The organism is Brunnivagina elsteri CCALA 953 (assembly GCF_002289455.1).
Lineage (GTDB): Bacteria > Cyanobacteriota > Cyanobacteriia > Cyanobacteriales > Nostocaceae > Brunnivagina > Brunnivagina elsteri.
Genome location: NZ_NTFS01000115.1, coordinates 1 through 16,022, shown reverse-complemented (window position 1 = coordinate 16,022; position 16,022 = coordinate 1). Strand labels below are relative to the sequence as shown.

5 protein-coding genes and 1 pseudogene are annotated in these 16,022 nt (G+C 37.2%); 4 read left to right on the top strand and 2 right to left on the bottom strand.

The window, feature by feature from the left end; translation table 11 throughout:
- Positions 1 to 985 (bottom strand): annotated as a pseudogene (locus CK510_RS12340) (hypothetical protein); the annotation flags it as partial.
- 540 nt (positions 986 to 1,525) lie between these two features.
- Between CK510_RS12340 and CK510_RS12335 the strand changes: the two are divergent.
- On the top strand, positions 1,526 to 2,779 hold the full coding sequence (locus CK510_RS12335) for a FecR domain-containing protein (RefSeq protein ID WP_245912104.1): 1,254 nt from the start codon (positions 1,526 to 1,528) through the stop codon (positions 2,777 to 2,779).
- A 145-nt stretch (positions 2,780 to 2,924) separates the two neighbouring features.
- On the opposite strand, the gene CK510_RS12330 is transcribed toward CK510_RS12335, so the two are convergent.
- Positions 2,925 to 5,285: a serine/threonine-protein kinase gene (locus CK510_RS12330; RefSeq protein WP_095721989.1), complete on the bottom strand. Its 2,361-nt coding sequence runs from the start codon at positions 5,283 to 5,285 to the stop codon at positions 2,925 to 2,927.
- A gap of 1,132 nt (positions 5,286 to 6,417) precedes the next feature.
- On the opposite strand from CK510_RS12330, the gene CK510_RS12325 reads away from it, so the two are divergent.
- From CK510_RS12325 to CK510_RS12315, 3 genes are all read left to right on the top strand, one after another.
- Positions 6,418 to 6,942: a LabA-like NYN domain-containing protein gene (locus CK510_RS12325; RefSeq protein WP_095721988.1), complete on the top strand. Its 525-nt coding sequence runs from the start codon at positions 6,418 to 6,420 to the stop codon at positions 6,940 to 6,942.
- 99 nt (positions 6,943 to 7,041) lie between these two features.
- Positions 7,042 to 8,646, top strand: coding sequence for a 2-isopropylmalate synthase (locus CK510_RS12320; protein WP_095721987.1), 1,605 nt, complete (start codon positions 7,042 to 7,044; stop codon positions 8,644 to 8,646).
- Between the two features lie 799 nt (positions 8,647 to 9,445).
- Positions 9,446 to 15,610, top strand: coding sequence for a PAS domain S-box protein (locus tag CK510_RS12315; RefSeq protein ID WP_095721986.1), 6,165 nt, complete (start codon positions 9,446 to 9,448; stop codon positions 15,608 to 15,610).
- Positions 15,611 to 16,022 lie beyond the last annotated feature (412 nt).

Here is a 16,022-nt window from a genome sequence, read left to right as displayed (position 1 = left end):
ATCCAGAATATATTAAACCATCTTGAATGGGATCGATATCGGACGAAAACAGATTATTTGTTCGGAAATAGCTCACACGTCCAAGCAAAAAGCCTATAGGTTTTGTTACTAATGGCTGTTTTTTTGATACAGGAGGTGTTTCCGGAAATGGTAGTTGTTCAATTGGTTTTCCGTCTGTATTTGTGGGTTTCGCAATAATCATTCCTAATTCCCGATTAACCTCTGATTGTGGCTTGGCAATAATTGTTCCCAATTCGTTGTTAATTGCAGATTCGGGTAACTGTGATTTCGTTTCCGCAAGTTTTTGCAGCAATCGCTCCAGTCTCTTACTGTAATCAACCTTCGGTATTTCTAGACGCTGTTCGATTTGTTTGGGATCGATTGGAGTTGGTTCGTTTGGCTGTGCTTCGATTTGTGGAGGTTCATTTGGCTTTTGAGGATTCTCTGGTGCTGCTGGGGATGCAGGTATTTGACGAATTTGAGCAATTGTTGTTTTTGTTTGAGATGAAGTATTGAATGATGGATTAGATGAATTATTTAATGAATCTGTTGATGCGATCGCATAGCGACTCCTTTGGAGTATCGCGCTTTGTGCGGTTTCCCCTGGGAACATCGCAACTGAATCACAATTTACCGTCTGACATGGCTTTTCTACGTCCTTTAGCATCAACTTTGTTGGAAATGCAACAGCAGATACACTTGTTCCCATCCCCACAAAAGCTGTAAATGGAAAAATATCTTCCCTTGCTTCTGAATTCTTCAAACTTGGGAACCTTTGTAACCTATCCTCTGTCTTGGCGATAGGTTGATTATCTACCCGATTTTCGCCAAAAGGTGGTATCTTGGGTAGCATAAGTGTTTTGTGTTTCCATTGAGTTAAGGTTGTAGCGCTTACTGTATCTACTTTAAGCAACCACCAGCTTGTACTACCGTAAGCTAGCAAGCTCCAAAATAATAAAAGTTTCCAACTTCTGTAGGATTGCATCTTTCTAGTAATGTCTCTCAAAAATTGATTTATTAAGTTGATTCGGAAGTCTCAACCATTCAATTTTGTATTTCCCCCTAACTTTAGTTAAACCTGTCCTAAATTATGACTTCCTAACACTACTTAAGTAGATACTTAAGTCTCGGTTAAAAGGTTATATCATTAAACATTTATTTTCTACTAGCATTTTCTAACCAATGTTTTACCGATTGTATTGATGAAACCGATTTCACTAGTAAAAAAATGTGAAATCCAAAAATGCGAAGTCTTTCAGAGGAAACTTCCCCCGGAGAGCTTCATGTAGAATACAGCTTGGGAAAAATTATTGATTTGCGAAGATTTCAAGCTACTTAAATGTTTTGCTTGTGCTTTGTGTTTATTTCTGTCAAGCGCTACTAGAGCATTAATTCTATCTACAAGTAATTAATATTTGTAATTTTTTGTAAAAGTTAAGCAAATTTACGTAAAGATTTTTGTTATAACGAATAATAGTCAGTCATAGTCTGAGCGCTTTACGTTTCAAATCTTACTGGGTTGAGCATGAGTACACTTTCTGAACTGAAAACAATGTTACGTAAATTATTTCCCTTTATGGTAATTGGTTTGTCTGGGGTAGTAATATTGCCCATGTCAAATCAGACACTAGCCCAAACTCCGTTAACTAGGGCAGTAATTCAGGATTTACGTAACTTGGTACAACTGCAACCTTACAAGCTTCCCAGACGTAAAGCGCAGCGTGCTGATGCAATGAAACCAAAAGATGGGTTGTCAACAGGACGTGGTTCTCTGGCTGATTTACGCTTCAATGATGGTTCGATAGCAAGGGTTGGAGAACAGGCAGTATTCCAGTTTTTACCCCAGACACGAAATTTTACCCTCAAAAACGGCACGGTATTGTTGTTGATACCACCTGGACAAGGACGTACCAATATCAGAACACCAAGTGCTGCTGCTGCTATTCGTGGTTCTGCGCTATTTGTTCGCTACGACAAGGAAACAGATACAACAGTTATTGGAGCGTTGACGAATAGCGGGATCGAAGTTTTTAACAAAGACAACTCAGCTAGTCAAGTTTTGAAAGCTGGGCAACTGATGGTTGTCATGAAAGGCAAATTTGATAGATTGTATGATTTTGATCTACGGACTTTTTATGAAACCAGTGATTTAGTCCGAGGACTCGATCTTACTCAACCAAATGTAGTTAATGTCCAAGATACAGCACTAAATAGTGTTCGTGCGGAAACATCGGAAGCGCTAGTGAAACAACCAAGGGTAGCTGGTGCTGGTACAATTGAAAACCCATCGTTTATACAATTATCAGTTTCTAAAGATTCCACTGATTTTGTTGTTCAAGATAATGCTCCCACAGAAACTGTATTAGGAGCCACTGATGTTCAACCTGGTAGAACTCAACGTAATTCTAGAACTCGCTCAGAACCTCGCGAAGCCGTTGTTGATGAGCCAAAACAGCCAGTAACTCCTCCACCACTAAAAGTAGACCCAGTACCGCCAAAAGTAGACCCACCGCAGTCATCAACACCACCACCACCACCTTCTGAGAAGCCTCCTGAGAAACCCCCAGAAATTAAACCACCGATAGGAGTTACCCCACCTGAGAAACCTCCGGAAAAACCTCCTGAGAAGCCGCCTGAGAAACCTCCGGAAAAACCACCGATAGGAGTTACCCCACCAGAGAAACCTCCTGAGAAACCTCCTGAGAAACCTCCGGAAAAACCTCCGGAAAAACCTCCTGAGAAGCCTCCTGAGTATCCGGGTGATTTACCCAGTACCTAGTTAATTTTTAATTCATGTGGGTTTTATAACCCCTCATTTTCCCACAAAACTGTCGTAAGGGCGGGAATACCCCGCCCCTACAATTGTCTGGGAACACGAAAAATAGAAAGAGTCTTTGTGGATTGTTTTTAATTTTTTTCCCGATTTATTTTCCTGAAAGTCCATCCCAAGGAGTAGTAGGGGTATCGCAATCGTCTAAAGATAAAGTATTAATTGATGAATTGTCAGATGATGGAGATTCGATATTTTGGGAAAGAATTAGTTGATTTAATGCTGTAATAACTTCAGAAGTTGATTGATATCGTTCTTGGAAGTTTTCGCACACCATCTTATTTAGTACTTCGGCAAAGTAGTGGTTTATATCTGCCCTATCTAACCAGATTAATTGACCACTTTCGTCATGTTCGAGTTCATGGGGTGAGATTCCTGTTAATGCTTTAATAGCAATCATTCCTACTGCGTAAATATCACTGCTATACTGTGGTTTTCCCAGACATTGTTCTGTAGGTGCGTAACCTTTTGTACCAATCCCGATAGTCATTGCTGTTTGATCGAGGTTTTCTAATAAGTCTGTCGATACTTGTTTGACAGCACCAAAGTCAATGAGTACAAGTTTGCGATCGCACTTCCTTCTCATAATGTTACTTGGTTTGATATCGCGATGGATTACGCCATTTTCATGTACTAATGCTAAAGTCTGCAAGATGTCGCATAATATCTCAATGACAAATGCTTGATTGTTGCACTTTCCTGAGGGAATTTCTTGACTGAGTGTGTTACCAAGAATGTATTCTTGAACTAAATAAAATTCATCTTCTTCTTCAAAGTAAGCCAAAAGTTGCGGTATTTGCGGATAGCTGCCCAATTTTTGTAATGTTTGCGCTTCGGAACTAAATAAGCGTCGAGCTACTTCCATTTGTTCGGGTTTGTTATTAACTGGTTGCAGTTGTTTAACCACACAGAGAGGATTTCCTGGAAGTCTTGTATCTTCTGCTATGTAGGTTTCGCTAAAGCCTCCTGAACCTAATACTTTGACGATTCGATAACGTCCATCAAGTACTTTACCAGAAATTTCGAGTTCGCGCTGCAAAAGTAAATCTCGAATCTCTTCTTGTTGGCTAAGAATTTCTTGAGCAATGCGAGATGAGGGGTTTTTTCTAATAATATCAACTAGCTGTTTTTTCCGAAGTTGTTGGAGGATGATTTCGCTGACTAAGTAAGATATCCCCACTGCAAGTATTCCCATGATGGGAACTGCTGTTGGGAAAAATAATTGCGTTGAAATAAATGTTATGTAGCTAATTCCTCCCCAAATAATTGCACAAGCAAAGCTGGAAATAATTTTGATTCGGTTATATTTGTTTCTGGAAATTAAATAAGCAATTCCACCAACTAATGTACAGACAAAAAGACTACGTGTGAGTAAATTGGGGATTGCGATCGCAATTGCATTCCCTTCCATTAAAGTTGCGATCGCGTTTGCATGAATCTCAACTCCAGACATTCTTTCCGCAAATAACCAGTTTACCGCAACGGGATGAAAGTCATTGCTTAATTGGGCTGTCGCACCAATAACCACAATTTTATTTCTAAAGACTTTTCCCGAATTCAAATTATTATTCCAAAAATCTGGATCGAGAACCTGCCAAAATGGTATAGTCTCGAATGTACCCGCACTACCGCGAAAATAAATGCGATCGCCTTTTGGTTTGGGAAAATCTATATTTGCTGCACGTAATGTTGCTGTATCAAAATCTGGTAATTTATCGACTACCGAATCGGAAAATAAGGAAGATTGATCTGGTTGTTTGAGATACTCGGAAGCTAAACGATGAATCTTACCATCACCTTCCAATTCTAACGGAAAGTTCACAGAACCAACTAATGCTGAACTTCCACGAAACATTTCTTGGGGTTGTCGCAACTGCTTAGTAAATTGTTGGCTACCCTCGTAAAACTCCTCATAAAAGGCAGCAAGACTAACTTTACTCCCATAACGCTGTAAAGCTGCTAAAAGCTTCTTATCATCCTCTCTACCATGACTACTGGGCAAATCAAACACAACATCCAATGCGATCGCGCTTGCCCCAGCTTGGTATAATTTTTCAATTACTTGGGCATATGCTTCCCGTTTAAAGGGAAAAGTTTGTACAGGTTCAAAAAAAGCAAATTTTTGCGGATCACTTCTGTAATACTGTTCCGGTTTGGAGATCGAATTGTCATCAATCGCTAAAATGACGATATTCTCAGGTGGGGCAATGGAACCACGCAATTGATAAAATGCTGATTGTACTTGGTTTTCCATCACTTGCGACAACCGCAAATCAGAACCACTTAAAATAGCTCCAGCGAAAGCACACAACCCAGCTAGCAAATTTCCCAAGCGAATTATCTTTTGGGATTCCTTTGAAGAAGTTGTTGCAGTCGATTTTGTCGTTCTACCTGAGTGTCGATCGGTTGCGGATAAATATTTTTTGGTTAAGGTAGATGTAGTATCTTCTTCCATATCGTCATATTCTAATTAATTTACGTAGATTTTCTTATTTATTTACACAGTAGTTATAGGTTAAAACCTGGAAATAATACTTAAATGAACATCCTATGCTTTTCTTATATATACCTGTATCGTTTATTCAAATCTTCCATGCCATATGCCGACGGCATTAAGCTCAGATTATCACTATGGTTTGACCGCAGTTATACTATTCGTACAGTTGCAAATTCTTTAGTGTAAAAGTTTCAGTCCATAGCTTTAGTACAATTTACGTGCTAGGAAGTTATTTGCTGTACAGACGCATAACATTATCACTAAATTCTATAACTAATGATTTTTTTCTGATTTAGCCAGAAAAACTCGCGAATCAAGAATTTTTTCTTTGTACTCTGGGTTATATGTTTTCTATTCTTGTACTAGGGAAAGCAACCAAATTCCAGCACTCTAGCTTGCAAGTAAGTAGTTACTTTTGCTACGTAATATTTCCTCGAACAACAATCATTAGTGTAGATACGGATAATGTAACTTATCCAAATAAGTTTTGCTACTCGTAACTATCGCTTCATAGAAAAGCTAAGTTTTGCAAGTTGTCAGCGTATATGACTATGGGATTATGCGATACTTGCAACACGTCAAAACAGAAAAGAAGCGAATCTGCTAGCGATGTTAGCTTGTCCTTTATTTGACAGTAAAGCTTACAGATAGTCAGAAGTTTATAATCTTGTGCTTGCCTATTTCACGCCTGTTTGGGAGTAAACTGGATTGATATGCAGTTATCGATGCTGTTAGTCAATTTATTGGTCAATTATGTTGAGGCAATAGGCATCGAGTGGCTGCATCTGACGTTCGGCTTTATGGCTAACTAGAGTTGTAGCTTGTCGTTAGAGATAAGGGGTAATTACCCTACCATATTGATGACAAAAGGTGAAGCTCTGTGTTGCACAGTTTTAATGTTTAAATAAATTTTTATTTGAGGATGTTTGATTAAAAATGCCTGATTAAAAAGAAATGTTTGACAAATTTGACAAAAGATATATACGTTAACAAAATTCACGGATATTAGCAAATAAGTCATTTTATAATTGCTATAATCTATTGCTCCATCTAAATTCTTATCTATAATAATATCTTGGTGTTAATTTCTATGGGTACGACTATGAATCGTCTGTCTATATTTGTAGACGGAAACAATATGTTTTACGCTCAACAAAAAAATGGTTGGTTCTTTGACCCACGCAGAGTCTTAGAATATTTCAAATACGAACAGTCGGACACGACTCTAATCAACGCATTCTGGTACACTGGCTTAAAAGACCCTCAAGACCAACGAGGTTTTCGAGATGCTCTAATTAGTCTTGGTTACACTGTCCGAACGAAAATTCTCAAAGAATATTATGATGACACTTCCGGTCGCTACTCACAAAAGGCAAATCTCGATATCGAAATTGTTGTAGATATGTTTAATACAGTAGACCAATATGACCGAGTTGTTTTATTTAGTGGAGATGGTGATTTTGAAAGGGCTATAGAGTTATTAAGGTCTAAAAATACTCATATTACGGTGGTGTCAACGGAGGGGATGATTGCGAGAGAATTACGTAATGCTACGGATAGGTATATCGATTTAAATGATATTCGAGATGTTATAGAAAAATCTGAAGGTTCATAATATTCCTAGATATCTTAGTAATTATTAACAATACTAAAACTAAAAATTAAAGTTGAAGATATTTGTAGCTAAAAGTAAAAATTTATTAAGTAGCTGGCAATGAATAACAACACAGACAAAATCATTATCTTTGATACCACGTTGCGGGATGGGGAGCAATCTCCGGGAGCAACTTTAAATATTGATGAGAAATTAGCGATCGCAAAACAGCTAGCACGTCTGGGAGTAGATGTGATTGAAGCAGGTTTTGCCTTTGCCAGTCCAGGGGATTTTGAAGCAGTTAGTAAAATTGCTCAAATCGTGGGAACGGAAACAGGACCAATAATTTGTAGTTTGGCACGGGCAAAACACGAAGATATCAAAAGAGCAGCAGCAGCAATCAAAGATGCGGCAAAAGGAAGAATTCATACTTTTATTGCCACTTCCGATATTCACCTCGAATATAAGTTGAAAAAAACCAGAGCCGAAGTTCTTGCGATCGCAGAAGAAATGGTCGCATATGCAAAGAGTTTTACCAACGATGTGGAATTTTCCCCAGAAGATGCTGGACGTTCCGATCCAGAATTCTTGTATGAGGTATTAGAGAGGGTAATTGCCGCAGGTGCTACAACTGTGAATATTCCTGATACCGTTGGTTATACTACTCCCAGCGAATTTGGCGGTATCATTAAGGGAATTAAAGCGAATGTTCCCAACATCGATCGGGCAATTATTTCTGTTCATGGGCACAACGACTTAGGTTTAGCTGTCGCCAATTTCTTAGAGGCAGTAAAAAACGGCGCGCGTCAGTTGGAATGTACAATTAATGGCATTGGTGAACGGGCTGGAAACGCTGCATTAGAAGAGATTGTGATGGCTTTGCATGTGCGACGGCAGTATTTTAACCCTTTTTTGGGTAGAGATGTCGATTCCGAAGCATCGTTAACGAATATTGACACAAGGCAAATTTATAAGACATCCCGTTTAGTTTCCAATTTAACGGGAATGTTGGTACAGCCAAACAAAGCGATCGTTGGTGCAAATGCTTTTGCCCACGAATCAGGAATCCATCAAGATGGTGTGTTAAAAAATAAACTCACCTATGAAATTATGGATGCTCAATTAATTGGTTTGAATGATAATCAAATCGTTTTGGGCAAACATTCTGGACGTAACGCTTTTCGTACCCGTTTGAAAGAACTGGGTTATGAAGTGTCAGAAGCAGATTTGAATAAAGCATTTGTCCGTTTTAAAGATGTTGCTGACAAAAAGAAAGAAATCACCGATTGGGATTTAGAAGCACTCCTCAACGACGAAATTCAGCAAGCTCCCGATTTATTCAAGCTGGGATTAGTACAAGTATCCTGCGGAGACCATTCCTGTCCCACCGCAACGGTAACAATTCGCACTCCCGATGGACAGGAATTGACGGATGCAGCAACTGGAACTGGACCTGTTGATGCAATTTACAAAGCGATTAATCGGGTTGCGAATGTACCTAACCAGTTGATTGAGTTTTCGGTACAATCAGTCACAGCCGGAATTGATGCGATTGGCGAAGTCACAATTCGTTTAAGTCATGAAGGTCGTGTATACGCAGGTCATTCAGCCAATACTGATATCATTGTGGCATCAGCACAAGCATACGTAAATGCACTAAATCGCTTGTATGTAACAATGCAGCAAAAACAGTACCAGACGCAGCTAGCATCACAGAATGTATAAATTTTGAACATTCCGGATATATAAGGGGCATATATAAGGGGCGGGGAGACCCAGCCCCTACGAATGATATAATTAATATTAATAAGTGCATCCATTCTCTCCTAATTTGCATGATTGATAAAGCTGCACAGCAAGCTTCTGTGAATGACCAAAATCAATGGGATACAAGCCCCGTCCTTCTAGGAAGGCTTTGTCAAAGACTATGGTAAAATCAATATTGTCGCCATAGGGCATTGGGAGACTCTAAACGAACATGGAGAGAAGATAAGACTACTTCGGTAGCACATCTCAGTGAAGTGTTAAGGAATCCTCGTCCTCAAGGAGCGAGGAGGTATGTCAAATTAAAAACCAATAATTAGATTGTCCCACCTAAATTACTGTAGGGGCCGGGTCCCCCTGCCCTTACCAGTGATACGATTGATAATTGTGTGGTGGGATATTTTATTTTCTGGAAGCAGCATTTAACAAGCCTCTAAAATCTTTAAAGTCTCCCAAAACTATTACTATTTTGTATACTTACTCAGCAATAAGTAAAAAATAATACCTTGATTGATTAATGAAATTAAATGACTACGACAGTTAGGATTTGCGGCAATAGTTGTCAATTATCGAGGATTTAGAGAAATTAAAAGACTGATTAAAAAGTTTATAAACAACCATAAATCAGTATATACATAAGTATTTTTGATGATTGCTTAGTGAAGTTTTCATCTTCTGAGGGGAATCCTATTTAAAGAAGTAAACAAAAGATTATCGATACCTAGAATATCGATAATCTTTTTTGTATAAGGTAATAATAATGACCTCAGCTTTAACAATTCCAGGTTATGAGATTACAGAAGTAATTGATGAAGCCGAAAATCGGACGGTTTGTAGAGCTAAATGTCAAAAAAACCAGCATTCTGTTATTTTGAAGGTTTTAAAAGCAGAATATTCGACTTTAGAGCAAATTTCGCGGATAAAGCATGAATATCAAACCACCAAAAATCTGAATTTAGATGGAGTCGTTAAAGTTTACGGTTTAGAAACCTTTCAAAATTATCTTGTGCTAGTTGCTGAAGATTTTGGTGGTATTAGTCTTAAAGAATTTATCTCGATAGATAAGAATAATCGTTTAGCTATTAATACTTTCCTAAGCATTACCGTACAATTAGCCAAAGCTTTAGCCTCTTTACATACTAGTAGGGTTATTCACAAAGATATAAAACCCAGTAATATCATCATTAATTCCCAGACAGGGGAAGTAAAAATTACAGATTTTAGTATTGCTTCGAGGTTGAGTCAGCAAACAACTCAACTCCTTAATACAACTGACTTAGAAGGTACTTTAGCTTACATGTCTCCGGAACAAACTGGACGGATGAACAGATGTATAGATTACCGCACTGACTTTTATTCATTGGGTGTAACTTTTTATGAACTTTTGACGGGTAAGCTACCATTTAATAGTGAAGAAGCTTTAGAAATCGTCTATGGACATATTGCCAAAATACCAATTCCAGCGCAGCAATTAAACCCATCAATTCCCAATGCGATCGCAGCAGTTATCGCAAAATTAATGGCAAAAAATGCCGAAGACAGGTATCAATCTGCATCTGGGTTATTGGTGGATTTGCAGCAATGTTGGGATGAGTATCAAGAATCGGGGATTATATCGGATTTTGTAGCTGGGGAATGCGATCGCAAGAGTCAACTCAATATACCTCAAAAGCTATATGGAAGGGAAAGGGAAATAGAACAACTATCGCAAGCATTTGCACGAGTTAATCAAGGTAGCTGTGAATTAGTACAAGTTAGTGGTTATTCTGGTGTGGGAAAATCGTTGTTAGTAAATCAAACTATTACCAATCTTACCCATCAACGAGGCTATTTTGTTTGCGGTAAATTCGATCAATTTCAACGTGATACCCCTCTTTCTGTAACTTTACAAATATTACGCAGTCTCATATCACAAATATTGATAGAGAGTTTGGAAAGGTTGGAGGAATGGAAAGAAAAGTTACTTAAAAACCTCAATGGAAATGCCCAAATAATTATAAATGTTATTCCTGAATTAGAGTTATTAATTGGAGAACAACCAACTGTACCAAAACTTAGCCCAACAGAAGAATTAAACCGCTATATATACACCTTAAGTCAGTGTATTCAAGTGTTTGCAGATACAAAACATCCGTTAGTTATCTTCATGGATGATACGCAATGGATAGATACTGCATCACTGCAAATTTTACAATTATTAATGAGTAATCCAGAAAGTCGTCACCTATTAATAATTACTTCATATCGAGATAATGAAACTAGTTGTAATCATCCTTTTATTCACTTATTAGAAACAATTTCTACAACTGGAGTGGCAAGAATAGAATCGATTAAACTTAAACCTTTGACGATTCAAAATGTACAACAACTAATTGCTGAGACTCTAGATGTTTCCATCGAGAATATTACCCTATTATCCAAGTTATTATTTGATAAAACTCAAGGTAATCCTTTCTTTTTGACGCAATTAATTAAGTCTTTATATAGTGATAGATTATTAAAGTTTGACTATAAAGACAATGCTTGGATTTGGGATATTGAGCAAATTAAAAATCAAAATATTACCGATAATGTTGTAGACTTGATGATTGATAAATTCCAGAAATTACCTTCATCAACACAACAAGTATTACAGTTAGCTGCATGTGTAGGTAATCAATTCGATTTACAAACTATCGTGGAAATAAGTAGTAATACTTCCGAACAAGTAATGGAAGATATATGGGATACATTACAGCTAGATTTAATTGTGCCATTGAATAATGACTATCGTTTATTTTTTAGTAGTGAAATTGAAAACAAGCTATTAAATACTAAGCATCAACCGAAATTTAAATTTGCGTGCGATCGCATTCAAGAAGCTGCATACAATTTGATTACTCAGTCTCGTCAAGAACACCATTGGCAAATAGGAGAACTACTATTAAAAAACACCGAAGATGAAGATTTGGAAGCATCTGTCTTTGAAATTGTGAATCATTTGAATGCAGGGTTACAGATGGTTTTAGAAACTGATAAAAAAACCGAAATTGCCAAACTTAATTTAATTGCTGGATGCAAGGCTAAAGGAATTTCAGCATACGATATGGCTTTAAAATACCTCAATTTGGGAATTGATTTACTAAATTATCAAACTTGGCAAAGTAATTATGAACTCATTTTAGCATTACATGAAAATGCGATAGAAGCAGCTTATTTGTGTGCTGATTATCAGTTGATGGAACAGCTTGCCGCAACGGTAATTACTAATGCCAAAATACCTCTCGATACAGTCAAAGTTTATGAGAACATTATTCAAGCTAGCACAGCCCAAAATAAACCTTTACAAGCAATTAAAATCGCAAAAAAAGCTTTACAACAATTTGGTTTGATTTTCCCCGAACAACCAACAGAAAGTGATGTCGAAGAGTCTTTACAAGTAATAGCAGAGCTATTTAAGAATAAACATCAAAATATCGAAGATTTAGTAAACCTTCCCATGATGGTTGAACCAAACCATCTAGCGACGATACAACTACTATCAAGTGTAACTTTTGCTGCTTATATTACTGCCCCTACACTTGCACATTTAATTACACTAAAGCAAGTCGAATTATTAGTTAAATTTGGGAATGCTCCCTCTGCCGCTTTTTGCTATAGCTGTTATGGAATGCTATTAATGTCCATTCAGCAAGACATTGAAACCGCAGATAAATTTGGAAAATTAGCTCTTACTTTAGCAGAAAAAAATCAATCTCAGTCAATAAAATCCATGACTTACTATGTTGTCGCTGCCTTTATTAATCATGGCAAAGCACATATTAAAGATTCTCTACAGCTTCTCCAAACTGGATATCAGGCTGGATTAGAAGGTGGAAATGCTGAATTTTTAGGATACTGCCTCAGAGAAATTTGTCACCATTTATATTTAATAGGTGATGAATTAGTAGCAGTTGAACAAAAACTTGATTATATCCCTCAAGTTTTAGCAAATTTGAAACAAGAAAGAACCCAATATAGTTATCAAACAATTTGGCAATCGGTTCAAAATTGGCTCGGTAAATCCAATGACTCCTGTATTTTGGTTGGTGAAGCTGGTGACGAAAATAAACTATTACCAGTTTTATCTGAAGCAAATGAACTCGAAGGATTTTTCCACCTTTATCTTCGTAAACTAATTCTTTGTTGTGGTTTTGGTGATTTTAAGCAAGCAGTAGAAATTGCTAATCAAGCTAGAAAATATTTAGCAGGAGGAATGAGTTTCTGTAGTGTTCCTTTCTTCTATTATTACGATTCTTTAGCTATTTTAGCGACATTAAAACCAGATTCTAGTGATACTAAAAATTTACTTCAGCAAGTTAGTGAAAATCAAGATATATTGCAAAAATGGTCACAACATGCGCCCATGAATTATCAGCATAAATATGATTTGATTGAAGCTGAAAAATATCATTTTCTCGGACAAAAATATCAGGCAATGGAATTTTATGACCTAGCAATTTCTGGTGCATTAGAAAACGGATATATTCAAGATACAGCACTAGCAAATGAACGCGCAGGTGAATTTTATCTCGCACTAGGTAAATCGAAAATCGCCCCAGCTTACATCTGGGAAGCTTATAATAGCTACATGCGCTGGGGAGCTAAAGCAAAAATTCACCAGCTAGAAAAACAATACTCTCAGATAATTAAGAAATACTTAGAAAGAGAAAAAGGTAAAGCTCAATCAACTTTAACAAATACCAAAGGTAGCACAACTACAAGTCAGCAATGCTTAGACTTAGCGACAGTAATGAAAGCCTCACAAGCTATTTCCAGCGAAATAGTTTTGGATAAACTACTATACAATTTGCTACATATTATCTTAGAAAATTCCTCTGCTCAAAAAGGGTGTATTATTTTAGAACGCAACAAAGAATTATTTATTGAAGTTGCAGATAATGACGAAGATGCTTCCGAAATCAAATTACAGTCAATTAAAGTTGATAGCAGCGAAGATATTCCAATTTCGATAATTAATTATGTTGCCAGAACCCACAAATCTCTAGTTTTAAATAATGCTAGTCTGGGGGGAAATTTTCAGACTGAATCTTATATAGCTAAACAGCAAACCAAATCTTTATTATGTACGCCAATTCTCTATCAAGGGAAATTTATTGGTATTGTTTACCTAGAAAATAATTTAGTTACCGATGCATTTAGCAAAGACAGATTACAAATTATTCAAATTTTAACCTCACAAGCAGCAATCGCTATTGAAAATGCCAAACTTTTTGCCCGTGAGCAAGAGAAATCACAACAACTAGCCGAATCTTTTGCTCTTTTAGCACAGAAAGAAGAACAGTCTCGTGGAATTTTTGAAAATACAATCGACGGTTTATCAATTTGCGATTTAGAAACAGGTCAACTTATCGCAGTCAATACAGCAACAACCCAAATGTATGGCTATACAAGTGAAGAATGGCTACATCTTCAACCTGCTGATTTTGTTCATCCCGATTATCTTCACTGCTTTAGTGAATTTATGGAGACAGTCAAAGCTGGCAAAGAATTTTTCTGTGAAGTAGTTACTATCGCTAAAGATGGGACACTATTTGATGTCGAAGTTAAAGCGAATGGAATTCAATACAACGGAAAACTTCATGGATTATCAGTAACTCGAAATACAACCGATCGCAAACGTGCAGAAAAAGTATTAAAGCAACAAGAAGAACAATATCGGGGAATTTTTGAAGCAGTCAACGACGGTTTATCAATTATCGATATTGAAACAGGAGAAATGATTGCGACTAACCCAGCTTACGCAGGAATGCATGGTTACTCCTGTGAAGAAATTTTACAATTAAACCCTTCTAAATACATTCACCCAGATTCCGTACCTCTATTTAGAGAATGTATCATCAAAACTAGTCAGGGTGAACAATTTGAGTGCGAAGCAGTGAGTATTTGCAAAGACGGTACACACTATGATATTGAAGTCAAAGCAACACCATTTACCTACAACGGCAAACCCAGTTTTCTCGCGATCGCACGGGATATCTCGGAACGCAAACGTGCGGAAAATATTGTCAAACAGGAAAGAAAAAATTTAGAAATTGCCCTCGACAAACTCCAACGTACCCAATCACAACTAGTTCAAACCGAAAAAATTTCCCAACTCGGACAATTAGTAGCAGGTGTTGCCCACGAAGTCAATAACCCTGTCGGTTTTATTAATGGTAATCTCAACCATGCTAAACAATATATCGAAGACTTAATCAACCTAGTTAATTTATATCAAGAAAACTTTCCCAACCCTGGTAGCGAAATTACAGAAGAAATCGAAAACGTCGATTTAGACTTCTTAAAAGAAGACTTACCCAAAATGATTTCTTCAATGAAATTTGGTACAGATAGGATTCGTGACATTATGCGATCGCTCCGAAATTTCTCCCGTACAGACGCTAGCGAAAAACGTCCAGTTGACATTCACGAAAACATCGATACAACCTTAATTGTATTATCTCACCGTCTCAAAAGCAGGGCAGAACGACCAGCAATTCAAATTATCAAGGAATATGGAAATATTCCCCCAATCCCATGTTTTTCTGGTCAACTCAATCAAGTATTTATGAACCTACTTGCCAATGCAATTGATGCACTAGATGAATCAAATGCAGGTAAAAAATATTTAGAAATTGAAAAAAATCCCAACATCATCAAGATTACAACGTCCACAGCCAATAATTTATTAACACTGCGAATTGCTGATAATGGATCGGGAATACCAGAAGCAGTAATTCAAAAGCTATTTGAAGCTTTCTTTACCACCAAACCCGAAGGTAAAGGTACGGGATTAGGACTATCAATCAGCTATCAAATAATTACCGAAGCACATGGTGGAAAATTAGAGTGTATTTCTTCCCCTGGAAATGGTACAGAATTTGTAATCCAAATCCCAATTTAATAATAGTTAGGAGTTAGGAGTTAGGAGTTATAGCAATTACTTGTGAAGCTGCACATTATTTCGATTCCTCTCAACCTAGGCTGTTGACTTTGATGTAATTTTCGCATTTTTATTTCATGCAATTTTTATGTTATTGACTGGTTCTCCAGGCTCTGCCTCTTGTCCAGACTGGAGGTGGGGTTCCTCCATCTCTGTATTCCTTGCCGGATACAAGGAACAAGTTAGGTTATAGATATTGGATGAAAATTTAGCCTCTAAAAAAGTACAAAGTCAACAGCCTACTCTCAACCTCCCCTTAGCAAGGGGAGGTGCCACAGGCGGTGGGGTTATTTTATGCATCTTTATATTAAAATGGTATTAAGAGTTAATAGTTATTAGGACTTACGCACTGTACAAAGAGACTATATTATGT

Excerpts from the sequence above, each read along its gene's own strand:
- CK510_RS12335 (WP_245912104.1), top strand. The coding sequence starts at position 1,526 with ATGAGTACACTTTCTGAACTGAAAACAATGTTACGTAAATTATTTCCC.
- CK510_RS12330 (WP_095721989.1), bottom strand. The coding sequence starts at position 5,285 with ATGGAAGAAGATACTACATCTACCTTAACCAAAAAATATTTATCCGCA.
- CK510_RS12325 (WP_095721988.1), top strand. The coding sequence starts at position 6,418 with ATGGGTACGACTATGAATCGTCTGTCTATATTTGTAGACGGAAACAAT.
- CK510_RS12320 (WP_095721987.1), top strand. The coding sequence starts at position 7,042 with ATGAATAACAACACAGACAAAATCATTATCTTTGATACCACGTTGCGG.
- CK510_RS12315 (WP_095721986.1), top strand. The coding sequence starts at position 9,446 with ATGACCTCAGCTTTAACAATTCCAGGTTATGAGATTACAGAAGTAATT.